This is a genomic window from Micromonospora nigra (genome assembly GCF_900091585.1).
GTDB lineage: Bacteria > Actinomycetota > Actinomycetes > Mycobacteriales > Micromonosporaceae > Micromonospora > Micromonospora nigra.
In genome coordinates this window covers 4,602,361-4,626,262 of record NZ_FMHT01000003.1, presented here as the reverse complement: position 1 = coordinate 4,626,262, position 23,902 = coordinate 4,602,361, and the positions used below count along the sequence as shown (strand labels likewise).

23 protein-coding genes are annotated in these 23,902 nt (G+C 74.2%); 9 read left to right on the top strand and 14 right to left on the bottom strand.

The annotated features are described in order from the left end of the window. Positions 1-5: 5 nt before the first annotated feature. A complete protein-coding gene (gene truB, locus GA0070616_RS20135; RefSeq protein WP_245713001.1) occupies positions 6-848 on the bottom strand; it encodes a tRNA pseudouridine(55) synthase TruB in 843 nt (280 codons plus the stop codon). A gap of 224 nt (positions 849-1,072) precedes the next feature. On the opposite strand from truB, the gene GA0070616_RS20130 reads away from it, so the two are divergent. Next, positions 1,073-1,363 (top strand): hypothetical protein, encoded by a 291-nt coding sequence (locus GA0070616_RS20130; RefSeq protein WP_091085303.1) that lies wholly within the window; start codon positions 1,073-1,075, stop codon positions 1,361-1,363. 113 nt (positions 1,364-1,476) lie between these two features. On the opposite strand, the gene GA0070616_RS20125 is transcribed toward GA0070616_RS20130, so the two are convergent. The 10 genes from GA0070616_RS20125 to rimP all read right to left on the bottom strand — a co-directional run bounded on the left by GA0070616_RS20125 (position 1,477) and on the right by rimP (position 11,394). Continuing rightward, positions 1,477-2,805, bottom strand: coding sequence for an MATE family efflux transporter (locus GA0070616_RS20125; RefSeq protein WP_091085300.1), 1,329 nt, complete (start codon positions 2,803-2,805; stop codon positions 1,477-1,479). A gap of 643 nt (positions 2,806-3,448) precedes the next feature. Beyond that, on the bottom strand, positions 3,449-3,658 hold the full coding sequence (locus GA0070616_RS20120; protein WP_175440285.1) for a DUF6186 family protein: 210 nt from the start codon (positions 3,656-3,658) through the stop codon (positions 3,449-3,451). Next, positions 3,658-4,065: a hypothetical protein gene (locus tag GA0070616_RS20115; RefSeq protein ID WP_091085293.1), complete on the bottom strand. Its 408-nt coding sequence runs from the start codon at positions 4,063-4,065 to the stop codon at positions 3,658-3,660. The genes GA0070616_RS20120 and GA0070616_RS20115 overlap by 1 nt, the downstream gene beginning before the upstream one ends. Positions 4,066-4,140: 75 nt before the next feature. Further along, entirely contained in the window at positions 4,141-5,199 is a 1,059-nt protein-coding gene (locus GA0070616_RS20110) for a DHH family phosphoesterase (RefSeq protein WP_091085288.1), read from the bottom strand. Beyond that, the gene (rbfA, locus tag GA0070616_RS20105; RefSeq protein ID WP_091085283.1) at positions 5,196-5,717 is read right to left on the bottom strand and encodes a 30S ribosome-binding factor RbfA; all 522 of its coding nucleotides are present in this window, start codon (positions 5,715-5,717) and stop codon (positions 5,196-5,198) included. Before rbfA ends, GA0070616_RS20110 begins: the two co-directional genes overlap by 4 nt. Before the next feature lie 145 nt (positions 5,718-5,862). Further along, complete coding sequence (locus GA0070616_RS20100; RefSeq protein ID WP_091091207.1) at positions 5,863-6,156, bottom strand: DUF503 domain-containing protein; 294 nt, start codon at positions 6,154-6,156, stop codon at positions 5,863-5,865. 87 nt (positions 6,157-6,243) lie between these two features. Continuing rightward, entirely contained in the window at positions 6,244-9,228 is a 2,985-nt protein-coding gene (infB, locus tag GA0070616_RS20095; protein WP_091085279.1) for a translation initiation factor IF-2, read from the bottom strand. A 93-nt stretch (positions 9,229-9,321) separates the two neighbouring features. Continuing rightward, on the bottom strand, positions 9,322-9,654 hold the full coding sequence (locus tag GA0070616_RS20090) for a YlxR family protein (RefSeq protein WP_091085275.1): 333 nt from the start codon (positions 9,652-9,654) through the stop codon (positions 9,322-9,324). A gap of 16 nt (positions 9,655-9,670) precedes the next feature. Beyond that, entirely contained in the window at positions 9,671-10,714 is a 1,044-nt protein-coding gene (gene nusA / locus GA0070616_RS20085) for a transcription termination factor NusA (RefSeq protein WP_091085272.1), read from the bottom strand. Further along, positions 10,711-11,394, bottom strand: a complete 684-nt coding sequence (gene rimP / locus GA0070616_RS20080) for a ribosome maturation factor RimP (RefSeq protein WP_091085267.1) — start codon at positions 11,392-11,394, stop codon at positions 10,711-10,713. The genes nusA and rimP overlap by 4 nt, the downstream gene beginning before the upstream one ends. Positions 11,395-11,610: 216 nt before the next feature. Here rimP and GA0070616_RS20075 point away from each other — a divergent pair, with 216 nt between their 5' ends. The 7 genes from GA0070616_RS20075 (at position 11,611) to GA0070616_RS20045 (ending at position 18,039) form a co-directional block, all read left to right on the top strand. Continuing rightward, positions 11,611-12,063, top strand: a complete 453-nt coding sequence (locus GA0070616_RS20075) for a hypothetical protein (protein WP_091091203.1) — start codon at positions 11,611-11,613, stop codon at positions 12,061-12,063. After that, the gene (locus tag GA0070616_RS20070; RefSeq protein ID WP_091085264.1) at positions 12,060-12,500 is read left to right on the top strand and encodes a ferritin-like domain-containing protein; all 441 of its coding nucleotides are present in this window, start codon (positions 12,060-12,062) and stop codon (positions 12,498-12,500) included. Before GA0070616_RS20075 ends, GA0070616_RS20070 begins: the two co-directional genes overlap by 4 nt. A 62-nt stretch (positions 12,501-12,562) precedes the next feature. Then, a complete protein-coding gene (locus GA0070616_RS20065) occupies positions 12,563-13,147 on the top strand; it encodes a PadR family transcriptional regulator (protein WP_091085260.1) in 585 nt (194 codons plus the stop codon). Next, positions 13,144-13,890, top strand: coding sequence for an ABC transporter ATP-binding protein (locus tag GA0070616_RS20060; protein ID WP_091085257.1), 747 nt, complete (start codon positions 13,144-13,146; stop codon positions 13,888-13,890). The genes GA0070616_RS20065 and GA0070616_RS20060 overlap by 4 nt, the downstream gene beginning before the upstream one ends. Beyond that, positions 13,887-16,688: an FtsX-like permease family protein gene (locus tag GA0070616_RS20055; RefSeq protein WP_245712839.1), complete on the top strand. Its 2,802-nt coding sequence runs from the start codon at positions 13,887-13,889 to the stop codon at positions 16,686-16,688. Before GA0070616_RS20060 ends, GA0070616_RS20055 begins: the two co-directional genes overlap by 4 nt. Before the next feature lie 65 nt (positions 16,689-16,753). Continuing rightward, on the top strand, positions 16,754-17,227 hold the full coding sequence (locus GA0070616_RS20050) for a nitroreductase/quinone reductase family protein (RefSeq protein ID WP_091085253.1): 474 nt from the start codon (positions 16,754-16,756) through the stop codon (positions 17,225-17,227). Positions 17,228-17,310: 83 nt separating this feature from the next. Then, a complete protein-coding gene (locus GA0070616_RS20045; protein ID WP_091085250.1) occupies positions 17,311-18,039 on the top strand; it encodes a hypothetical protein in 729 nt (242 codons plus the stop codon). A gap of 30 nt (positions 18,040-18,069) precedes the next feature. Here GA0070616_RS20045 and GA0070616_RS20040 read toward each other — a convergent pair whose 3' ends face one another. Further along, complete coding sequence (locus GA0070616_RS20040; protein WP_091085246.1) at positions 18,070-18,786, bottom strand: VIT1/CCC1 transporter family protein; 717 nt, start codon at positions 18,784-18,786, stop codon at positions 18,070-18,072. Continuing rightward, positions 18,783-19,640, bottom strand: a complete 858-nt coding sequence (gene map / locus GA0070616_RS20035) for a type I methionyl aminopeptidase (RefSeq protein ID WP_091085240.1) — start codon at positions 19,638-19,640, stop codon at positions 18,783-18,785. The genes GA0070616_RS20040 and map overlap by 4 nt, the downstream gene beginning before the upstream one ends. Positions 19,641-19,735: 95 nt before the next feature. Here map and GA0070616_RS20030 point away from each other — a divergent pair, with 95 nt between their 5' ends. Further along, positions 19,736-20,050, top strand: a complete 315-nt coding sequence (locus GA0070616_RS20030) for an STAS domain-containing protein (RefSeq protein ID WP_175440143.1) — start codon at positions 19,736-19,738, stop codon at positions 20,048-20,050. An 82-nt stretch (positions 20,051-20,132) separates the two neighbouring features. Here the strand turns inward: GA0070616_RS20030 and GA0070616_RS20025 are convergent, their stop codons facing one another. Next, positions 20,133-23,783 carry a SpoIIE family protein phosphatase gene (locus tag GA0070616_RS20025; RefSeq protein WP_091085237.1) on the bottom strand — a complete coding sequence of 1,217 codons (3,651 nt, stop codon included), beginning with the start codon at positions 23,781-23,783 and terminating at the stop codon, positions 20,133-20,135. Between the last annotated feature and the right edge of the window lie 119 nt (positions 23,784-23,902).

Sequence of the window (23,902 nt, the reverse complement as noted above, 5' to 3'; positions counted from 1 at the left end):
CGCCCTCAGGCCGGGGCGAGGACGATCTCCGCGCGGGCCCGGCCGTCCCGCTCGCTGACGATAGCGACCAGTCCGCCGGCCGGATCGAAGACCGCGTACGGGCCGGTGACGCCGACCGCGTCGAGCGGCCCGCCGTGGGAGAGCACCCGCGCCTCGTCGGCGCTCGCGTCGCGGCGCGGGAAGAACCGTTCGGCCGCCGCCGCGAGCGGCAGGCCCACCACCTCGGGCGCCCGCCGCTCCAGGTCGTCGAGGGTGGCGGCCTCCGTGAGGCGGAAACCCCCCACCGCCGTACGCCGCAGCGCGGTCAGGTGCCCGCCCACGCCGAGCGCCAGACCGGCGTCCCGGGCGACGGCCCGGACGTAGGTGCCGGAGGAGCAGGTCAGGTCGATGTCGACGTCGACCAGGTCGGGGGTGTCCCGACGCACGGCCAGCACGTCGAGCCGGGAGATCGTCACCCGGCGGGCCCGCAGCTCGACGCTCTCCCCGTCCCGCACCCGCTTGTACGCCCGCCGGCCGTCGACCTTGATCGCGCTGACCGCACTGGGCACCTGGTCGATCTCCCCGGTGAGCGGCACGAGGGCGGCCCGGATCGCCTCGTCGGTGAGCTGTCCGGCCGGCGTGGTGGCGATCACGTCGCCCTCGGCGTCGTCGGTGACGGTGGACTGCCCGAGCCGGACGGTGGCGGTGTAGCTCTTGCGCGCGCCGATCACGTACGTGAGCAGGCGGGTGGCCCGTCCCACGCCGATGACGAGGACGCCCGTGGCCATCGGGTCGAGGGTGCCGCCGTGCCCCACCCGACGGGTCCGGGCCAGCCTGCGGATCCGCGCCACCACGTCGTGCGACGTCATGCCGCCGGGCTTGTCCACCACGATCAGACCGTCTGTGCTCACGACGTGCAAGCCTGCCAGACCGCCCCGGACCGCCCGGTGCCGGCTCAGCGGGTTGCGTCGGGCTGACCGCCGCCGGGGCGCGGCCCGGCGGAAACGGGGGTCGTGCCGACCACCGGCCGGGTGTCACCATGAGGCGACGACGCCGGTCGACGCGTCCGGCGTACCACCACGGGGAGACGACCATGAGCGCCGAGAACCGACCAGGAATGCGTACCCCGGAGCAGCCCTCGTCCCTGCCCGCCTGGATGCTCGACCCGCCCCCGCCCCGACGCACCCTCGGCCGGCGGCTCGAAGCGGCCGTGCTCGCCGTTCCCGGCGCCCGGCGGGTACGGCACCGGTGGCGGAACTGGCAGGGCCGGCGCCGTCTCCACGAACGTTTCCCGACCACCTACCGGATCGCGGCGTTCTTCCTCTCCTGGGCGGTCGCCCTCCTCCTGGTCCTCGCCTTCTACGCCCTCTACACCGTCCGCTGACCGCCTCCCGACCCCGGGTGCCTCGATCATCAAGTTGTCCACCTACGGATTCCGACAGGCCCGGCACAACTCCACGACCAACCCGGCAGGCCGGGGCGGCGGCAGCGGGTGGGTCAGTGTGGGCGGGTGGCGCCGGGGATGGCCCAGGCGTCGACGCGCAGGCGCAGCAGCAGGGCGACCAGGCGGATCACCGTGAACAGCATCAGGCCGGCCCAGATGCCGCCCAGCCCGAGGTCGAACGCGTGGGCCAGCCAGATCGCCGGCAGGAACCCACCCAACGCACCGGCCACCGTCAGGTTGCGCAGGTAGCGCACGTCGCCCGCGCCGATGAGCACCCCGTCGAGCGCGAACACGATCCCGGCCAGCGGCAGCATCGCCACGAACCACGGCCAGGCCACCAGGGCCTGCTCGCGTACCCCCGGATCGGAGCTGAACAGGCCGGGCACGACGCCGGTGCCCGCGACCGCCAGCACCGCGAAGGCCCCGCCGCAGGCGGCACCGAGCCGGGCGACGCGGCCGGCGAGGGCACGCGCCCCGGCGGTGTCGTCGGCACCGAGCGCCGCACCGACCAGCGCCTGCGCCGCGATGGCCAACGCGTCGAGCACCAGGGCGGCGAAGAACCACAGTTGTACGACGATCTGGTGACCACCCACGGCGGCGGCCCCGAACCGGGCGGCGACCGCCGTGGCGGACAGGAAGCTGGCCTGGAAGGCGACGCCCCGCACCAGCAGGTCCCGACTGAGCACCAGCTGGTGGCGGATCACCTGCGGTCGCGGGCGCAGCGTCACCCGCTCGCTGACCAGTGCGGCGACGAACAGCGCGCCGGAGAGGGTCTGCGCGACCACGTTGGCCACCGCCGAGCCGACCAGTCCGAGGCCCGCCGGATAGACCAGCAGCGGGCAGAGTACGGCGGAGAGCAGGTTCGGCCCGAGCACGAACCACAACGGTCGGCGGGTGTCCTGCACGCCGCGCAGCCACCCGTTGCCCGCAGCGGCCAGCAGCAGGCCGGGTGCGCCGAGCGCCGCGATCCGCAACCAGCCGGCGGCGGCGTCGGCCACCTCGCCGGGCCCCGCGAGAGTACGCGTCAACGCACCCCCGCCGACCTGCATGGCGACCGCCACCAGCACCCCCACCGACAGGGCCAGCCAGGACGCCTGCACCCCCTCGGCCACCGCCGCCCCCCGGTCACCGGCCCCGTACCGCCGGGCCGACCGACCGGTGGTGCCGTACGCGACCACGGTGCCGAGCCAGGCGGTGAGGGTCATCACGGTGCCGCCCACGGCGACGGCGGCCAGCGGCACCCGCCCGAGGTGGCCGACCACGGCGGTGTCGACGAGCACGTAGAGCGGCTCGGCGGCCAGCACGACCAGCGCCGGCAGGGCGAGGGCGGCGATCCGGCGCGGGGAGGCCACGCGGACGGTGGTGGCGGCGGACTGAGTCATCGCCGCCGATCCTGGCACGACTCGGTAAGGACAGCCAAGTGCGGGGCCACTTACCGGCGCGGTGGTCGGGGTGGACCACCGGCCGGCGACCCGGCCGGCGCGGACGTCGCCGGCACAGACTCCGGCGGTGACGCGGCCGACGTGGACGTCGGCGGCGTCACCGCCGGTCGGTCTGGATCACTGACGGGTGTCCATGGAGGTCTGCAGGGCGCGACGCGCCAGCTCACGTGCCTCGTCGGTGGTCTCAGGCTTGGACTTGCCGGGCATGGTGGTCCCCTTCCAGGGCCGCGCCGCCGACCTGCGGCGGCTGTCACGGGCGGTGCTGCGTGGCGCTCCCCGATCACGCTCCGGGGTCACCGGAGCAATCGGCGGGGCAGCGTGGTGCCCGGGTCGGTCAGACCCTGGAGGGAGGCGACGCCGGGTGTGGCTCCACCGCCCACGACCTGCGCCGAGACGACGCCGGTCGTCTCCCAAGTTATCGTTCAGGTCCACATGGTGCCCACGGTTCCCGCCATCTGGACAAGTCCGGGAGCGCGGCGACCAACTCGGCACGAGTCACCCGCACCCTGGAGTTCGTCCCGCCCCGGGCGGGGGCCGCGAACAGCACCAACAGCCCAGCCGGGTCGGCTGGTTCCCCCGCCCCTCAGCGGGCCAGGAAATGCCACCCCAGCCACCACCAGAAGCCGAACAGCCCGATCCGACCCACCGGCACGGGACCGACCTCGTAGCGCATCAGGTGTGCGCAGACGTCGCCGAGGGTCGGGATCCGGGAGCCCTCCCGCCGGGCCGCCCACTCGACGACCACGAAGAGCGCCAGGGCCAGGAGAAAGCCCGCGATAGCCAACGTCCGCATCATCGCCGCACCAACCCCCAGAACGCCGACAGCCAGGCCAACCAGGCGGCCGACCGGATCAACTGCTCCTCCAGCAGCGGATCGGCCAGCCGGGAGAGGGTGGGGAAGTCGTCGCCCGCCGCAGCCACGAAGGTGGCCCCCTCGAAGACCCCGAAGACCACCACCGGCAGCGCCCACCAGGCGACCCCGGACCCGATCCGATCGGGTGTGGCCCGCCGGGGCACCCGGTTGCTCAGCCCGAGCCAGATCAGCACGCCGCCGGTGCCGAGGGTCCAGAGGTTGGCCTCCGTCGAGAACGACGGGAACCGACCACCGACCACCGAGAGGACCACCAGCACGGGTACGCAGACGACCGGGCGGTCCCAGGCCCGTGGTGCGGCGACGGTGAGGTCGTGTGGCTGCTCCATCCTGCGATTCTCCCCGTCGTCACGCAGGGCGGGAAGGTCAACACCCCCGGTATCGACCCTGATCTCCGTCCTGACTCAGCTCGTTCCGTCTCCGATCAACGCTCCCGGCAGCACGGCCCGGATCGAGTTCACCACGTCCTCGGCCGTGCCCCGGCCGGTGAAACCCGCGGCGAACCGGTGCCCGCCACCGCCCAGGGCGACCGCGACCCGGCTCACGTCGACCGCCCCCTTGCTGCGCATCGACACCGCCCACTCGGCGGCCCCGGTCTGCTTGACCACACAGCTCACGTCGGCCTCCGCGGTGCACCGGACCGAGTCGATCAACGCCTCCAGCACGTACGGCCGCTGCTCGTGCCGGGCCAGGTCGTCCTGCGTCGCGTACGTCCAGACCAGGCCGTGGCCGGCAGCGGCAGCCGGCTCGAGCCGGGCCCGGCCCAGCACCTCGCCGAACAGGCGGACCGCGCCGAACGGCCGGCTGTCGAAGATCCGCCGGGAGATGTCGCCGGGACGGATCCCGGTCGCGAGCAGCCGGGCGGCCATCAGGTGCACCGCCGGGGTGGTCGCCTCGAAGCGGAACGAGCCGGTGTCCGTGGTCAGCGCCACGTAGAGACACTCGGCGATGCCGGCGTCCAGCGGCACGCCCAACCGGGCGAGCAGTTCCTCCGCCACCACGGAGGTGGCGGCGGCAGCCGGGTCAACGAGGTTGACGTCGCCGAAACCGGTGTTGGAGGCGTGGTGGTCGAGCACCAGCGCCGGGCCGGGCCCGGTGAGCCGGTCGGCCAGCCCGCCGAGCCGGGACGCACCCGCCGCGTCGAAGCACACCACCAGGTCCGGCTCCGGATCCGCGTCAGCCTCGGACACCAGCAGATCCAGGCCCGGCATGCCACGGAAGGGCTCGGGCACCTCCGGCGGGCCGGGAAAGGTGGCCTGCAACCGGCGTACGCCGAGGCGGCGCAGGCCCAGCGCGAAACCGAGCATGCTGCCCAGCGCGTCGCCGTCCGGGTTGACGTGACAGATCAACAGCACCCGCCCGTCGGCGGGCAGACCCCGGATCGCAGCCACGGCGGCCGCCCAGTCGGCCTCCCCGGGGCCGTCCGAGGCCCCGCCGGCCGGAACACCGGCGGGCCCGGTCACCGTCGCTCCCCGCCCCGGTCCGGCGTGTCGCCCCCGGCGCGGGGAGCGGCGTCGTCGTCGGCATCGTCGTCGGCCGCCTCGTCGTCGGCTGCCTCGTCGTCCTCGTCGAGGCGGTACGGCTGGGCCTCACCCGCGTACTGCGCCTGGGCGGCGAGCCGCTGCACCTCGGCATCCGCGTTGCGCGCCGCCGCGAGCAGGTCGTCGATGTGCTTGACCTGGTCCTGCACGTCGTCGAGGACGAACGTGAGCGTCGGTGAGTGGCGCAGCCCGAGCGCCTTGCCGACGGTGCTGCGCAACAGCCCCTTCGCGCTCTCCAGCGCCGCGGCGGTGCCCGCCTGGGCAGCCGCGTCGCCGAGCACGGTGTAGAAGACCGTCGCGTCACGCAGGTCGGCGGTGATCCGGGCGTCGGTGATGGTGATCATCCCCAGTCGGGGGTCCTTGATCTGGCTCCGCACCACCGACGCGACCAGTTCGCGGATCCGCTCCGCGTGCCGGCGTACCCTGGCCGGGTCAGACATCTCGTACCTCCACCGCGCTCCGTTCCCGACCGGCACCGGTGACGCACGGGGCGCCCACCGGAACCGCCCGGCCAACACCTCGAACCCTACCTGCGCGGTGCCGCGCGGCGCGCGGCGCGGCCGGTGGCCCGGGACACCCCCGGGCTCAGTCGTCCTCGCCGTGCAACCGCCGGCGCACCGACAGCAGTTCGGCCTCGGGACGACCGGCCACCAGCCGTTCGCACGAATCCAGCACCTCGCGGACGTGCGACGCCTCGGCGGCCACCACGGCCACCCCGATCTCCGCCCGACCGTGCAGGTCGAGCGCCCCCACCTCGGCGGCCGAGACCTCGAAGCGCCGCAGCGCCGCGACGATCGGCCGCACATACGATCTCTTGGCCTTGAGCGACCGGGAGTCACCCGGCAGCAACAGGTCGAATACCGCGGTTCCGGTGAACATCACCTGAGGACGTTACGGACGACCCCCGACGTGATCAAGGGGTTTACGCCGACCGGCGTAAACCCCTTGACCAGTGTCAGTGCTGGATCAGGCGCGTGCCTTCTCCCGCATCTCGAAGGTCTCGATGACGTCGCCGACCTGGACGTTGTTGTATCCGCCCAGTGTCAGACCACACTCGAAGCCCTCGCGAACCTCCGTGGCGTCGTCCTTGAACCGCTTGAGCGAGCTGACGGTGAGTGTGTCCGCCACCACCGCGCCGTCGCGCAGCAGACGCGCCTTGGCGTTGCGCCGGATGACGCCCGACCGGACGATGCAACCGGAGATGTTGCCGATCTTGGACGAGCGGAACACGTCGCGGATCTCCGCGGTGCCGAGCTCGACCTCCTCGTACTCCGGCTTGAGCAGGCCCTTGAGCGCCGCCTCGATCTCCTCGATGGCCTGGTAGATGACCGTGTAGTACCGGATCTCCACGCCCTCGCGGTCGGCCATCTCGCGGACCTTGTTGGAGGCCCGCACGTTGAAGCCGATGATCGTGACCGGCTCGGACGACGCGCTCGCGAGCATGACGTTGCTCTCGGTGATCGCGCCGACGCCCCGGTCGAGGACCTTGAGCTGGACCTCCTCGGGGATGTCGAGGTTGAACAGCGCGTCCTCCAGGGCCTCCACGGAACCGGAGACGTCACCCTTGAGGATGAGGTTGAGCGAGGTCTTCTCGCCCTCCTTGAGCTGCTCCATGAGCGTCTCGAGGGTGGCCCGGCCACGGGAGTTGGCGAAGGACGCCGCCCGCCGCCGTGCCTGCCGCTGCTCGGCGATCTGCCGCACCGTGCGGTCGTCCGCCGCGGCGAGGAAGGTGTCGCCCGCACCCGGCACCGCGGTGAGGCCGAGAACCATCACCGGACGGGCCGGACCCGCCTCGGAGAGCTGGTTGCCGTTCTCGTCGAGCATCGCCCGGACCCGTCCGTGCGCCCCACCGGCGACGATCGAGTCGCCCGCCCGCAGGGTGCCCTTCTGCACCAGCACCGTCGCCACCGCGCCGCGGCCCTTGTCCAGGTGCGCCTCGATGGCCACACCCTGCGCCGGCCCGTCGATCGGAGCGGTCAGCTCCAGCGACGCGTCGGCGGTGAGCAGAACCGCCTCGAGAAGCTCCTCGATGCCGGTGCCCGGCTTGGCGGCCACGTTGACGAACATGGTGTCACCGCCGTACTCCTCGGCGACCAGTCCGTACTCGGTCAACTGCTGGCGGACCTTGTCCGGGTTGGCGTCCGGCTTGTCGACCTTGTTGACCGCCACCACGATCGGCACCTCAGCCGCCTTGGCGTGGTTCAACGCCTCGATCGTCTGCGGCATCACGCCGTCGTCGGCCGCGACCACCAGGATCACGACGTCCGTCACCTGGGCACCACGGGCACGCATGGCGGTGAACGCCTCGTGACCCGGGGTGTCGATGAAGGTCACCGCCCGGTCCTCGCCCTCGTGCGGGACGTGGACCTGGTAGGCACCGATGTGCTGGGTGATGCCACCGGCCTCGCCCGCCACGACGTTGGCCTTGCGGATCGCGTCGAGCAGCTTGGTCTTACCGTGGTCGACGTGACCCATGACGGTCACCACCGGCGCCCGGCTGACCAGCCGCTCGCTGGCGACCTCGGCGTCGAGGTCGATGTTGAACTGCGCGAGCAGCTCGCGGTCCTCGTCCTCCGGGCTGACGATCTGGACGTTGAAGCCCAGGTGTTCACCCAGCAGCAGCAGGGTGTCGTCGGAGCAGGACTGGGTCGCGGTGACCATCTCGCCCAGGTTGAACATCTCCTGGACCAGCGAACCCGGGTTGGCGTTGATCTTGTCGGCGAAGTCCGACAGCGAAGCGCCACGGGACAGCCGGACGGCCTGACCCTGACCCCGGGGGGCACCCGAGCTCATGGTCGGAGCCGACAGGTTGTCGAACTCCTGTCTGCGCTGCTTCTTGGACTTGCGGCCACGCGTCGGCCGGCCACCCGGACGCCCGAAGGCACCCGCGGCGCCGCCGCCACGGCCACGACCGCCGCCACCGGGGCGACCGCCGCCGCCGGCCGGGGCACCCGGACGGAAACCACCGCCGGGGGCACCGCCACCGCCACCGGGACCGCCGCGGTAACCACCACCGCCGCCACCGCCACCGGGACCGCCGCGGTAACCACCGCCGCCGCCACCACCGCCGGGGCCGCCGCGGTAACCACCGCCGCCGCCACCGCCGCCGGGACGACCGGCACCACCGCCGGGACGACCGGCACCGGGACCGCCCGGACGACCCGGACGCTGACTCGGCATGGACGCCGGGCTCGGCCGGGGCGGCATGGACGCCGGACTGGGCCGGGGCGGCATGGACGCCGGGCTCGGCCGCTGACCACCGGCACCGGCGGCCGGGGGCCGCTGGCTGCCCTGGATGCCGAACGGGTTGTTGCCGGCGCCGCGCGCCGGCGGACGGCCACCCTGTCGACCACCCGGACCCGGGGCCGGTGCGCCGGGCCGACCGGCGGCCGGGGAACCCGGACGGGGCGGCATGGCGTTCGGCCCAGGACGCGGACTGGGACGCGGACCACCCTCGGTCGGGGGTTCGCGACGGACGTTCTCCCGCTGCTGCTGGCGGGCGGCCTGCGCGGCCTTGACCGCGGCCTCCTGCTCAGCCTTCAGCGCGGCGGCACGCGCCTCGGCGGCCGCCACCTCGATGTCGTGGGCGCTCGCCGGCTTGGCGACCGGGGCCGCGGGCTGCGGCGGGCCGGGAACCGGACCCTTGGGCTTCGGACCGGGCACGGCCGGCCGCCGGGGCGGCATCGGCTTGGCGGTGATCCGGGGCTCCCCGGGGGTCGGCGAAGGGGTCGGTGCCGCCGCCGGTGCCGGAGCGGCCGCCGAGGGGGCGGCCGGCGCGGGCGCACCGGAAGAGGCGACGAACGCGTTACGCAGCCTCCGGGCGACGGGCGCCTCGACGGTGCTGGACGCGGACTTGACGAACTCGCCCATCTCCTTGAGCTTGGCGAGAACGGTCTTGCTTTCGACCCCGAGCTCTTTGGCAAGCTCGTGTACGCGGGCCTTTCCTGCCACTGCACTCCTCACTCCGAGGTCGTGCGGGCAGCACCCGCAGCGACCTCACTCGTGCACTTGAAGCCTGGTCATTTCTGGGACTTCATCGTGTGCTCATGTCGGTCGTCCTACCTTGCTAGCGACCCTCGTCCGGTCGGGTTGACCGGACGTAGTGGTTGGCGCGTGAACATGCTCCGCGAGCGCACCGTGGTCGGGGACCCCGGTGACACGCAGCGCCCGGCCGAAGGCCCGCCGCCGCACCGCCTGCGCGAAGCAGGCCGGATCCGGGTGCAGATTAGCTCCCCGACCCGGCAGGCTGCGGGTCGGATCAGGTCGGAGACTGAATCCAGTCTCCTCCCGGATCGCGACGATTCGCAGCAGTTCGCTGGCCGGCGCGCGCCGCCGGCAGCCCACACAGGTGCGCTCCGGTTGCTCGCGTCGTACCACTGGGGTAAGTCTACCCCTAGCTTCCGGAGATCGCGCCGCCCGGCTCCGGGACGTGATCGGTTCCGCCCCGGCCGGCCACCCCCGCCTGCTCGGCGTCGGACCGGATGTCGATCCGCCAACCGGTCAGTCGGGCCGCGAGCCGGGCGTTCTGCCCTTCCCGGCCGATCGCGAGCGAAAGCTGGAAATCCGGGACGGTCACCCGGGCCGCCCGGGTGGCCAGATCGACCACCTCGACCCGCAGCGCCTTCGCCGGGGACAGGGCGTTGCCGACGAAGGTGGCCGGATCGTCCGACCAGTCGATGATGTCGATCTTCTCGCCGTGCAGTTCGCTCATCACCGCGCGCACCCGCTGGCCCATCGGCCCGATGCACGCGCCCTTGGCGTTGACGCCCTGCGTGGTCGACCGGACCGCGATCTTCGTCCGGTGGCCCGCCTCCCGCGCGATCGCGCCGATCTCGACGGTGCCGTCGGCGATCTCGGGAACCTCCAGCGCGAACAGCTTCTTCACCAGCGCCGGATGGGACCGGGACAGGGTGATCTGCGGCCCGCGCATGCCCTTGGCGACGTGCACCACCACGCAGCGGATCCGCTCGCCGTGCGTGTACCGCTCACCGGGCACCTGCTCGGACTGCGGCAGGACGCCCTCCAGCTTGCCGAGGTCGACGCTGACGATGCCCTTCTCGGCCCGCGCCTCGTGCGCCTGCACCACGCCGGTGACCAGGTCACCGTCGCGGCCCACGTACTCGCCGAAGTGCACCTCGTCGGTGGCCTCCCGCAGCCGCTGGAGGATCACCTGCTTGGCGGTCATGGCCGCGATCCGACCGAAGTCGTGCGGGGTGTCGTCCCACTCCCGCGCCACCGAGCCGTCGGCGTCGAGTTCCTGCGCGTAGACCAGTGCCGCGCCGGTCTTGCGGTCGATCTCCACCCGCGCGTGCGCCTCGGCGCCCTCGGTGTGCCGGTACGCGGTCAGCAGCGCGGTCTCGATCGCCGCCAGGATCGTGTCGAACGGGATCTCCCGCTCGCGCTCGAGTGCGCGCAGCGCCGCGAGGTCGATGTTCACCTCTCCTCGTCCTCCACATCGTCATCGTCGTCGTCGAAGTCTTCTGACTCGTCGAGCTCGTCCGCCTCGTCCAGCTCGGCGAGCCGGCTGAACTCGACCTGCACCCGGCCGGGGCCGAGGTCCGCGTACGCCCGGTCGGCGCGACCGGCGTCGGTCTCCAGGCTCACCCGCTCGTCGTCGGCGGCCACCACCCGCCCGGTGACCTGCCGGTCGGGGCCGGCGGGATCGCCGTCGCCACGGACGGTCACCCTGACCAGCCGGCCGACGTTGCGCCGCCAGTGCCGGGGCAGGGTCAGCGGCCGGTCCACCCCCGGGGAACTGACCTCCAGCTGGTACTCACCCGCGACGATGTCGCCACCGGCCTCCTCGGCGGCGTCCAGAGCGGCGGACACGGCCCGGGAGACGTCGGCCACGGCGTCGAGGTTGATTCCGCCGTCGGCGTCCACGATGACCCGCACGACATGTCGGCGGCCGGCCCGTGAGACGGACAGGTCCTCCAGGTCGTAGCCGGCCGCGCCCACCACCGGCTCGATCACGGCCCGCAGTCGCTCACGCCGGCCGGCGAGGTCGCCGCGCGGCGCGCGGGAGGCGTCGCCGCCCCGGGGCGCCGGCCCGCCGCGGGAGGCCTGGCCACCGCGGGGTCGCCCCGTCGCTCTGGTGGCACGGCCACGCTGCGTCATTTTCGGACCCTCCTGCTGGTCACCGGCCGCCATGCCGGCACGCCACCGGGCGGACGCGCCGGTGGCTGCGCAGAGCGTAACGCGCCGGCCGTGTCACGACCCCGGCGGCGCACCGACGCCTCCCGCCCCACGATCGCGTCGATGGTGTTGACTTGTCCGGTGGCGATGGGAATGGCGAGGCGAGGCGACCCGACGGCGGGTCACACCCGGCGACGGGTGCTACGGGCCGCAGCGGCGCTGGCGCTGGGGAGCGCCGTCGTACCGCTGACGGGTTGTGACCTGTTCGACGGCGACGGCGGTCCCGCACCGGCCCCCGACCCGCTCGCGCCGCTGGTCGACGAGTCGCTGCGCCTCGCCGCCGGACTGCGGGCCACCGCCGTCGCGCACCCGGCCCTGGCCGGGCGGCTCATCCCGCTCGCCGAGGCGCACGAGATCCACGCCGCCGAACTGGGGCGACTGGTCGGCGCGTCGCCCTCGGCCGCCCCGACGCCGACGGTGACCGTCGCCGCGCCCATCGACCCCGACCGGGCCGTCGCCGCGCTGCGCCGGGCCGAGCGGGCCGGCCGGGACTCCGCCGTGGCGGCCGCCACGGCGGCACCGGCGGAGCGGGCCGCGCTGGTCGGGTCGGTCGCCGCCGCGCGGGCCAGCCACCTGGAGGCGCTGCGGTGACCGCGCCCACCGAACCCACCGAGGCGCTCACCGCGGCGCTGACCGCCGAGTACGCGGCGATCTGGGCGTACGGGCCGATCGGGGTACGCCTCACCGGCGCCGCCCGCACCGCCGCCGCCGAGGCGGAGGCCGCGCACCGCCGCCGCCGGGACGCCCTCGTGGTGCAGTTGAGCACGACCGGGGCGACGGTCCCGCCCGACCGGGCGGGTTACGCGTTGCCGTACCCGGTCACCGACCAGGCCGACGCGTTGCGGCTCGCCGTGACGGTGGAGGAGCGCGTCGCCGCGTTCTGGCGGGCGGCCCTGCCCGCCACGACCGGTTCGGACCGGGAACAGGCCCTGGCCGCCCTGGTCGACTACGCCGTCCGGGCGACCCGGTTCCGCAGGTTCGCCGGGGCCACTCCGCTGACCGTGCCGTTCCCCGGTCGGCCGGCCTGACGGGACCGGCGGCCCACCCTGCGGTTGCGGGGAGGCATACCAGGTATGCATACTCCGGTGCCATGTCCATCCGTCACGGGCTGCTCGCCCTGCTCGAACGCGGCCAGATGTACGGCTACCAGCTGCGCGCCGCGTTCGAGGAGTCGACCGGCTCGACCTGGCCGCTGAACATCGGGCAGGTCTACACCACGCTGTCCCGCCTGGAACGGGACGGTCTGGTGCGCGCCCTGCCGGAAATCGGCTCCGGCCAGCGCCCGTACGAGATCACCGACGCCGGGCGGGCCGACCTGGCCCTGTGGTTCGCCACCCCGCTCAGCCGTGCCGACCGGCCCCGCGACGAACTGGCCATCAAGCTGGCCCTCGCGCTGACCACCCCCGGGGTGGACGTCCGCACGGTGGTGCAGACGCAGCGCACCGCCACGATGCGCACGCTGCAGGAGTTGACCCGGTTGAAGTACACCAGCGACCAGCCCGAGGACCTGTCGTGGCGGCTGGTCCTGGACGCGATGGTGTTCCAGGCCGAGGCCGAGGTGCGGTGGCTGGACCACTGCGAGGCCAGCCTGGTGCGGCACCGGCCGCCCACCCCGGGGCCGACGGACCTGCCGCACGGGGTGGTGGATCGCAGCGACGAGGAGGTCCGACGGTGACCACGGCGACGACGGCGGACGGTGCGCCCGTGCTCGACCTGCGTGACGTGCACCGCACCCATGGCAGCGGCCCGGCCGCCGTGCACGCGCTGCGCGGGGTGAGCCTGGTGGTGCGTCCGGGCGAACTGGTCGCCGTGATGGGCCCGTCCGGCTCCGGCAAGTCGACCCTGCTGACCATCGCCGGTGGCCTGGACGGCCCCACCTCGGGCGAGGTGCGGGTCGAGGGTCAGCCCCTGCACCTGCTCGACCGCCGAGGGCTGGCCCGGCTGCGCCGCCGGCGCGTCGGGTACGTCTTCCAGAACCTCAACCTGCTGGCCGGTCTCACCGCCGTGGAGAACGTCGCCCTGCCCCTGGAACTCGACGGCGCGGGCGTACGCCGGGCCCGGCGCCTGGCCCTGGCGGCGCTGACCGAGGTGGGTCTGCCCGAACTCGGTGACCGCTTCCCCGACCAGTTGTCCGGCGGCCAGCAGCAGCGGGTGGCGATCGCGAGGGCGCTGGTGGGCGACCGGCGGCTGATACTCGCCGACGAACCCACCGGCGCGTTGGACTCGCAGACCGGTGAGGCGGTGTTGCTGCTGCTGCGCCGCCGCGTCGACGCGGGCGCGGCGGGGGTGCTGGTGACCCACGAGGCCCGGCACGCCGCGTGGGCGGACCGGGTGCTCTTCCTGCGCGACGGCGTGGCCGTCGACCAGACGGCCCCGATGGCCGGCGTCGAGTCGCTGCTGAGTGGCACGGGTCGGTGAGCGCGGACCGCCTCCACGCCCGACCCGCCACCGCACCGCGCGGGGCCGCCCCCGCCGCGACGGGGGCGGCCGGCGGGCCGCCGGAACGACCCTGGTGGACGGACCGGCTGGCCGGCTGGACGGGCTCCTGGCGTACGGCGCTGCGCGTCGCCCGACGGGAGGCCCGCCGGGCACGCGGGCGGACCGCGCTGGTGCTGGCGATGATCACACTGCCGGTGCTGGCGCTCACCTTCGTCGCGGTGAGCCTGGACATGGCCGAGCTGACCACGGCGGAACGGGTCGACCGGCAGCTCGGCAGCGCCGACGCGGAACTGTTCGTGGTCGCCGGCGGCCCCGTCGTGCAGGACGCGCACGCCGACAACTGGAACCACCTCGGAGAGCAACCCAGGACGCGTAACGGCGGCAGCGAGGAGCAGCTCACCGCCCTGCTGCCCGCCGGCAGCCGGATCCTGCGGCTACAGCGGTGGGGTTCGTTCGCTGCCCGGATGAGCGACCGGGTCGACGACACCGTGCCCGCCCGGACGGTGGACCTGACCGACCCGCTCGCGCGGGGCCTGGCCCGGGTGCACGCCGGACGGGTGCCGGCCGGCGCCGGCGAGATCGCGGCCAACCCGGCCGCCCTGCGCCGCCTCCGCGTCGCGACCGGCGACACCGTCACCGCCGGCGACGGCAGCCGCACCTGGACGGTGGTCGGGGTGGTCGAGTTCCCCGACCGGCTGGACCCGCTGGTCACCCTGCACCCCGACGGCACCGTCCCGGGCCGGGCGGCGGAGGTCAGCTGGCTGGTCGACCTGCCGGGGCCCGCCGGCCCGGAGGTGTTCCGTCGGCTCAACGACGGCGGTGTGGTGATGACCGCGCGGACGCCCGCCCCGCCCCGCCCCGGGGCGTCCGCCGACACGTGGCGCACCGACGGGTCGAACGTGACGCAGTTGAGCAGCGCCGTGCTGGTCGGCGGGCTGGGGCTGCTGGAGGTCGTCCTGCTGGTCGGGCCCGCGTTCGCGGTCGGCGTACGCCGCCGACGACGCGACCTCGCCCTGGTCGCGGTGGCCGGCGGGGACTCCGCCCACCTGCGCCGGGTCGTCCTCGCCGACGGTGTGGTGCTGGGTGGGGTCGGGGCGGCGGCCGGCGTGGCGCTGGGCATCGTCGGTGCCTTCGCCGCCCGGCCACTGGTCGAGGAGTTCGTCTTCGAGTCCCGGTTCGGCGGGTACCGCGTCTGGCCGCAGGCGCTGGCCGTGATCGCCGCCGTGGCCGTGCTGGCCGGGGTCCTCGCCGCGCTGGCGCCGGCGCTCACCGCCGCCCGGCAGGACGTGGTGGCCGGGCTGGCCGGTCGACGCAACCCGCCGAGGCACCGGCGGCGGTGGTTGGTCGTCGGCGTCGTCCTGGCTGCCGGCGGGGCCGCCGTCGCCGCCCTCGGGGCCGTCCGGACCAACCAACCGGTGATCCTCACCGGTCTGATCCTCGGCGAACTGGGGCTGGTGTTCGCCACCCCCACCCTGGTCGGGTTGCTCGCCCGGCTGGGCCGGTTCCTCCCGCTGGCCCCCCGCATCGCGCTGCGCGACGCCAGCCGCAACCGCTCCTCCACGGCGCCCGCCATCTCGGCGGTGATGGCCGCCGTCGCCGGCAGCGTCGCGCTGGGCGTCTTCCTGGCCAGCGATGACGCCCGCGCCGAGGCCCGCTACCCGCCGCAACTACCGTCGGGGACGGTGCTGGTCACCTCGGCGGCCCCCGACGGGTCCGGCAGCTCGCTGACCTTCGCCCAGGTCGCCGGCCCCGCGCGGGAGCACCTGGGCGCGACCGCGCTGGTGCCGCTGGTCGCGGCCGACTGCCCGGACGGGCCCGAGGACGAGTGCACCGTCGGCGCGGCGCTGCCGCCGGACCGGGCCTGCCCGTACACGCCCGACGCCGTCAGCCCGCGCGACCAGCTACGGGCCCGCGCGGACGAGCGCTGCCGGCGCGGCTGGCAGGACCACTTCGGTACGCCCTTCCAGGCCGTCGTGGACGACGGGTCGGCGCTGCCGGTGCTCACCGGGGCCGACCCGGCCGACGTGGCCGCCGCCACCGCCGTGCTGCGGGCCGGCGGAGCGGTGGCCACCGACCCCCGCTACCTGGTGGACGGCCGGCTCCAGCTCGACGTCACCCCCGCCGGGGAGGGGCAGTCGCCGACCCGGTCGGCCGTCGTGCCCGGGTACGCCCTGCGCACCGGCCTGTCCACCGACTGGCTGCTGCTGTCCCCCGCCGCCGCCGAACGCCTCGACCTGTCCGCCCGGCCTCTCGGCTGGGCGATCGCCGCCGACGGGGTACCCGACCGCCCGCACCAGGAGCGGTTCGTCAGCGCGCTGCGCGCCGCCGAGGAGGTCAGCCTCCAGACGGATCACTGGCTGCCCTCCGACGACGGGCCGCAGGTGCTGCTCCTGCTCACCGCGGTGTCCGGGGTGGTCACCGTGGGTGCCGCGGGCACCGCGACGGGGCTCGCCGCCGCCGAGGGCCGCGCGGACCTGTCCACGCTCGCGGCGGTGGGCGCCGGGCCGGGGGTACGCCGGCTGCTGTCGCTCTGCCAGGCCGGGGTGATCGCCGTGCTCGGCTCGCTGCTGGGCATCGTCGCGGGACTCACCTCCGCCCTGATCATCCTCGTCGCGGCCAACCGCCGGTACGCCGTCACCTGGCCCTTCGAGCCGCCGTACCCGCTGCTGGTGCCGTGGGCGGTGCTCGGGGCGCTGGCGGTGGTGCCGCTGGTGGCGATGCTCGGCGCGGGTCTGTTCACCCGGTCCCGGCTGCCCGTCGAGCGACGCCTCGACTGAGTGGGCCGACCCGGTCCACCGGGCGGAGGCTGTCGCCGGGACGCGGCAGCGGGCACACTGTCGGCGTGTCCGTGCTGGGAACCCTCACCCGTCGGGTCGGTCACCACCCGTGGTTCGGTGCCACCATGCGCCTGCTCGTCCCCGTCGACCGGCTCGTCGGCCGGCTGACCAGGGGCCGGGTCGTGGCGTTGGGGCTCGTCCCGTCGCTTGTCGTCACCACCACCGGCCGGCGCTCCGGGTTGCCCCGCAGCAATCCCCTGCTCTACGTGCCCGACGGCGACGCGTACGTGGTGATCGGTTCCAACTGGGGTCAGACCCACCAGCCCGCCTGGGCGCTCAACCTGCTCGCCGACCCGGCCGCCGAGGTCGACGTGCGGGGTCGCCGGCTGCCGGTGCGCGCCGAGTTGGCCACCGGCCCGGAGCGGGACCGGCTGTGGCAGCTTCTCGTCACGGAATGGCCGGCGTACCGGGCGTACGTGGAACGGGCCGGCGGGCGGGAGATCCGCATCTTCCGGCTGGTGCCCACCGGGCGCGGCTGACCGGGTGGAACGCCCCACCGCGACTAGGGTCGCACTCGGGGGCGTCCGGCGCCGGGCCGGTGGGTCGGTGGGTCGGTGGGAGGGTGGTCGACGTGCACGGTGCGCCGGACCACCCGGACGATCCCCGGTGGACCGTGGCGCAGCGGGTCGCGGACGCGGTCCGGCGACGCTTCCCGGCCGACGTGCTGGCGGTGGCGGTGCACGGGCCGCTGGCCCACGGCGACGACGACGGCGGCGGAACCGGTGAGGTGGGCCTGCTGGTGGCGACGTACCGGCCCGGCACGGGGCCGCCGCCCGCCACCCGCCGGGTGGACGGCGTGCTGGTCGACCTGACCGTGGCCGCCGCCGACGAGTACCTGCGCCAGGCCCGGACGTTGACGCCGCTGTGGCCGCTGACGGCCGACCGCTACGTCGCCACCCGGCCGCTGCACGACCCGACCGGATGGCTGTGCACCCTGCGCGACGAGCATCTGGGCCGGTTGGCGCGGGCCCGCCCGGCGGAGTTCAGCGCCGCCGCCCGGCAGGCGTGGTACCGGGGCAGCGCGGCGCACGCGCGGGCGGCGCGGCTGGCCGAGTGGTACGAGACCGACCAGGCGCTGCTCATGCTGGGCGAGGCCCGCCTGGCCGCGGCGACCGTGACCGGCCTGCTCAGCCGCACCTACTTCCGCGACCCGGGTGACGCGGTGCGGCGCACCGGACTGGCCGGGGCGGACATGACCGAGGTGGGCGTGGTGCTCACCAGGCAGGCCACGGAGCTGGCGGCCCGGGGGCGGCCGGTGGACGGCACGGTCGACGATCTGCTCGACGGCTGACCCGCCGCCGCGCACCGGTCGGCGCGGAAATCAGCCCAACCCGCCCTGCACGCCGATGAGCATGCCGATCAGGTACGTCGCCACGGCGGCGGCCCCGCCGACCAGCAACTGCCGCAGGCCACCGGACCACCAGGCGCGGTTGGTGAACCGGGACACCACCGCGCCGGCCAGGAACAGCCCGAGGCCGCCCACGGCCAGGGCCAGGGCCAGGCTGGTGGCCCCCAGCAGGTACGGCAGCAGCGGCACCAGGGCGCCGACGGAGAAGAACAGGAACGAGGAGGTGGCGGCGGCCCACGGGCTGGGCTGGTCGTCCGGGTCGACGCCCAGTTCCTCCCGTACGTGCATGCGCAGCGCCAGTTCGGGGTCGCGTCGTACGGCGGCGGCGACCTGGCGGGCCAGGTCCGCCGGCAGGCCACGCGCGACCCACATCTCGGCCAGCTCGCGGGCCTCGGCCTCGGGGTGGCGTTCCAGTTCCCGCCGTTCCTTGGCCACCTCGGCGGCGACCTGCTCGTTGGCGGAGCGGACGCTGGTGTACTCCCCCAGCCCCATCGAGATCGCCCCGGCGACCAGCCCGGCGGTGCCGGTCAGCACGATGCTGCGCGGCGACACGCCGCCACCGCCGACACCGGCGATGAGGGCGATGTTGGTGACCAGCCCGTCCATCGCACCGAACACGGCGGGGCGCAGCCAGCCGCCGGAGACATCCGCGTGGTGCGCCTCGCGCAGGGCGGCCGGGGTGTCGGTCACGGCAGCGTCAGGATCTCGTGGCCGTCCTCGGTCACCACGATGGTGTGCTCGAACTGCGCCGTCCACCTGCGGTCCTTGGTGACCACCGTCCAGCCGTCGTCCCACATGTCGTACTGGTGGGTGCCGAGGGTGATCATCGGTTCGATGGTGAACGTCATGCCCGGCTCCATCACGTCGGTGGGGCGAGGGCTGTCGTAGTGCGGCACGTACAGGCCGCTGTGGAACGCCTCGCCGATGCCGTGACCGGTGAAGTCGCGCACCACGCCGTAGCCGAAGCGCTTGGCGTACGACTCGATGACCCGCCCGATGACGTTGATCTGCCGCCCGGGGGCGACCGCCCGGATGCCGCGCATCATGGCCTCGTGGGTGCGCTCCACCAGCAGCCGGGCCTCCTCGTCGACCTCGCCCACACAGAAGGTGGCGTCGGTGTCCCCGTGCACCCCGTCGAGGTAGGCCGTGACGTCGACGTTGACGATGTCGCCGTCCTGGATCACGGTCGAGTCGGGGATGCCGTGGCAGATCACCTCGTTGAGGCTGGTGCAGCAGGACTTCGGAAAGCCCTTGTAGCCGAGCGTCGACGGATAGGCGTCGTGGTCGATGAGGAACTCGTGCACCACCCGGTCGATCTCGTCGGTGGTGACGCCCGGTTTGCAGTGTTCCCCGGCGAGTTGCACGGCCCGCGCCGCGATCCGCCCGGCCACCCGCATCTTCTCGATCGTCTCGGGGGTCTGCACGTGCCCGCCGCGCCACTCCTGCGGGCGCTTCTTGCCCACGTACTCGGGGCGGACGATGTGGGCGGGCACCGGACGCCACGGGGAGAGCGTGCCGGGGGTCAGGGGCGCACGGGCGGTCATGCGCCAAGCCTATCGCCGTGGCGTCGGGTGACTCCCGCCACCGTGCGCCCGGCCGGGTTGTTGCTCCCTCCGCCCGCCTGTGTCAAGGTGTCAGCGTGGATCAAGGGGGAGTACCTCCCGTCTTCTCCGCCAGCGCAGAGGTCGACGGCGGCCATCTCCGGGTGGTGGTGACCGGCGAGGTCGACATGGCGACCGCCGACACGATGTTCCAGACCGCGCTCCGCGACCCCGCCGAGCGGATCACCCTCGACCTGCGGGCCGTGACGTTCTTCGACTCGGCCGCCATCCACGCGGTGGTCCGGCTGGCCCAGCGGCACCCCGGCACCCTGGCCGTGCTGCCGTCCCGGCAGGTCAGTCGCGTTCTCGACATCGCGGGGCTGGGCGACCAGAGCTGGCTGCACACCGCCTGACCGGTTCGGGTGCCGCACCGGCCGGAACGCCGGGCGCGGAGCAGGGGCCGCCGGGCGCCGAGCCGACGCGCCCGGTCGTGGCTCAGTCCCGCAGGCGTCGGCGCAGCGTCACGTCCGTTCCCTCGGCGGTACGGCTGACCGTCAACTCCCCCAGTGCCCGGATCAGCGACAGCCCCCGCCCCCGGAACCCCGCGCCGGTCGACTCCCGCCACCGCCCGCTGTCGTGCACCGTGGCGATCACCGTCCGGTCCTCGATCCGCACGTCGACGTCGATCGTCGGCTCGGCCGGGTCGACGGGGTGTTCGATCGCGTTCGCCGCCGCCTCGGAAACCGCCACCGTCAGGTCGAACAGGTCCGTCTCGCCGACGCCGTGGGCGAGGAGGAAGTCCTCCAGCCGCTTGCGCAGCACGCTGAGCCGCGTCGGTTCGGCCGGCAGGCACAGCGCGAACCGGTTCAACTCGGCCGCCTCCATCGCCAGCACCGCCACGTCGTCACGGCGGGGCTGCCCCGCGACCCGTTCGACGACGGCGTCGATCAGGTCGGCGACGTGCTCACCCGGCCGCGTCGCGTCGACCCGCAACTGGGCCAGGGCCGCGTCGATGCCCAGGTGGCGGTCCTCGATCAGGCCGTCGGTGTAGAGCAGCAGCCGGTCACCCACGGCCAGTTCGCCGGAGACCGTCGGGTAGACGGTGTCGGGCAGCGCGCCGACGGGCGGCCCGAGCGCCCGGTCGTGCAGGAACGCCACGTCGCCTCCTCTGATCGCCAGGGGTGAGGGATGGCCGGCGCTGGCGTACCGCAGTCGACCCGTACGAGGGCTGTACCAGAGGCAGAAGACGGTGGCGAAGGAGCGAACCTCGGTCGAGCCGACCAGCCGGTTGAGCCGGGTCAGGGACTCGCCCGGGTCGAAGCCCTCCAGCACGTACGCCCGCAGGCCGTTACGCAGCTGACCCATCGCCGCCGCCGCCCGTACGCCCTTGCCGACCACGTCGCCGATCACCAGCACCAGCTCGTCCTCGCCGACGGCCACCACGTCGTACCAGTCGCCACCGACCTCCACGTCGGCGCTGCCGGGCAGGTAGCGGCTCGCCACCACCGCGCCGGGCAGCTGGGGCAGCGTCCGGGGTAGCAGGCTGTGCTGCAGCGTGGTCGCGATGTGGTGTTCCGCCTCGTAGAGCTGCGCGTTCTCCAGCCGCACGCCGACCAGCCGGGCCAGCTGGGCCAGCGCCGCCTCGTCGGTGCCCACCTCGTCGGTGACGGGCCGCCAGACCCGCAGTTCGCCGAGTTGCTCGCCGGCCGTCGCGGTCAGCGGCAGCACGAACGACGGCTCGACCGAGCTGGCGTCCCCGGCGTCGGCCTCGCACCGGGCTCCGGTCGCCGACACCACCACCCGGTCGGCCTCGGCGAGGCTCAACGCGTGCCGGGCGGCGACCTGCAGCACGTCAGCGGTGGAGCGGGCGGTGTTGACCGCCACGGCCGCGTCGGCGAGGGCCCGCAGCCGCCGGATGATCTGCCCACGTAGCTGGCCCAGCTCGACGTTGGCCCGGACCCGGGCGACCAGTTCCTCACCCGAGAACGGCTTGGTCAGGTAGTCGTCGGCACCGACCGCCAGCCCGGCGACCGCCTCCGCCGAGCCGGCCCGCGCCGACAGCAGCACGATCGGCACGTACCGGGTGCGCGGGTCGGCCCGCAGGGCCGTCACCAGGCCGAAGCCGTCCAGGCGGGGCATCATGACGTCGGTCAGCACCAGATCGAAGGGGTCGTGGGTGGCCAGCCGCAGCCCCTCCAGCCCGTCGCCGGCCGTGACCACCTCCCAGGAGGGCGCGAGCAACCGGGTGACGTGGTCGCGCAGGTCGCCGTTGTCGTCGACGACCAGGATGCGGCCCCTGGCGCCAGCGGCGGGACGGGCGGCCGGCTGCGGGGCGTCGGCCCCGGCGCTCCACAACGCCGTCTCGGCGACGAACAGCCTGGCCTGGTGCAGCTCGTCCTCGGCCGGCGAACCGTCGCCGAGCCGCTCGGCGGGCAGGTGGGCCGACCCGAAGGGGACGGTGACGGTGAAGGTGCTGCCCTCGTCGACACGGCTGCGCACCTCGACGCGTCCGCCGTGCATCTCGACCAGCTCGCGGACCAGGGCCAGGCCGATGCCGGTGCCCTCGTGGGTGCGCGCCCGCACCCCGGGGACCCGGTGGAAACGCTCGAACACGTGCGGCATCTCCTCCGGCAGGATGCCGACGCCCGTGTCGGCGACCTCCAACCGCGCCGCACCGTCGACCGCCCGGACACTGACCCGGATGCTGCCGTCGAAAGTGAACTTCACGGCGTTGGACACCAGGTTGAGCACGACCTTCTCCCACATGTCCCGGTCCACGTACACGGGGGTGGGCAGCGGCGGGCAGTCCACCACGAGCCGCAGGCCGGCCCGTTCCGTGGCCGAGCGGAAGGTGCTGGCCAGACGGGCCGTGTAGTTCGACAGGTCGGTCGGCACGTAGTGGGCCGCCAGCCGGCCCGACTCCAGCCGGGAAAAGTCGAGCACCGTGTTGACCAGCTTGAGCAGCCGCAACGCGTTGCGGTGCATCATGGTCAGCTGCTGCGGGTACGCCTCGGGCAGCTCCGGGTCGGCGAGCATGTCCTCCAGCGGCCCGAGCACCAGGGTCAGCGGGGTGCGGAACTCGTGGCTGACGTTGGCGAAGAAGTTGGTCTTGGCGAGGTCCAGCGCGGCGAGTTCGGCGGCGCGGGCCCGCTCCTGCTCGTACGCCCGCTGCTGACCCACGGCCCGGGAGATCTGCGCGGCGACCAGTTCGAGGAAGTCCCGGTACTCGTCGCCGAGCGGCAGCCGACGGGCCACGCCGAGCACCAGCACCCCGGCCCGCTCGTTGGTGGCGCTGATCGGCAACACCACCGCCTCGTCGGCGGCGTCGGGCGGCACGTGACCCAGCAGGTCCGCCACGGAGATCGTCCCGGCGACGCCGGTGGCCGCCGCCTCGACCAGTGCCCTGGTGGGCTCGGCGACACCCGGGGCCGGCCCGCTGCGCCCGGCCAGCCGCAGGTGACCGTCGTGGTCACGCAGGTAGAGCAGCCCGAACGGCACGTCGGCGCGGTGCCGGTCGAGCACCGTGGCGGCCGCCCGACCCAGCTCGGCGCCGCTGTCCAGGTCGGCCAGCTTCGAGCCCAGCTCGGCCAGGGTCCGCAGCCTGCGTTCCCCGAGCACCCGGCCGGTGGTCTCGCTGCAGATGCACAGCACGCCGTTGATCGACCCGTCGGCCTCCCGGATCGGGTCGTACGAGACGTCGAAGTACACGTCCTCGACGAAGCCGTGCCGGTCCAGCAGGAAGTGGTGGTCGCGCCCCTGGTAGGACTCCCCGGTGCGGAACACCCCCGCCAGTACGGGGCCGAGGATCTCCCAGGTCTCCGCCCAGTGCTCGCGCGCGGGCTGGCCGAGGACGTGGGGATGCTTGTCGCCGATGGTGGGGCGGTACGCGTCGTTGTAGAAGGCGCGCAGGTCCTCGCCCCAGAACATGGCGATCTGCGACTTCGAGGCCAGCATCATGCCCACGGCGCTGACCAGGGCGGCGGGCCATCGGTCGGGGGTGCCGAGCGGGCTGACCGCCCAGTCGTGGTCACGGATCAGGGCACCCATCTCGCCACCGCCGGCGAACGCCGCCACCAGTAGCGGGGGGATCGCGTCGACGGTGCCGGACGGAGAGCCACCGTCCACGCCCCCCTGGGCCGAGCTCATTCAGCCTCCGCTCCGGCCATCGCCCGCGACGTCCCGATCTTCCGATCCCTGCGCCCGCCTTCTACCCCGGCGGACGAGCAACGTAACGCATCAGGGGTGGGCGGCGCTGGTTACCTTCA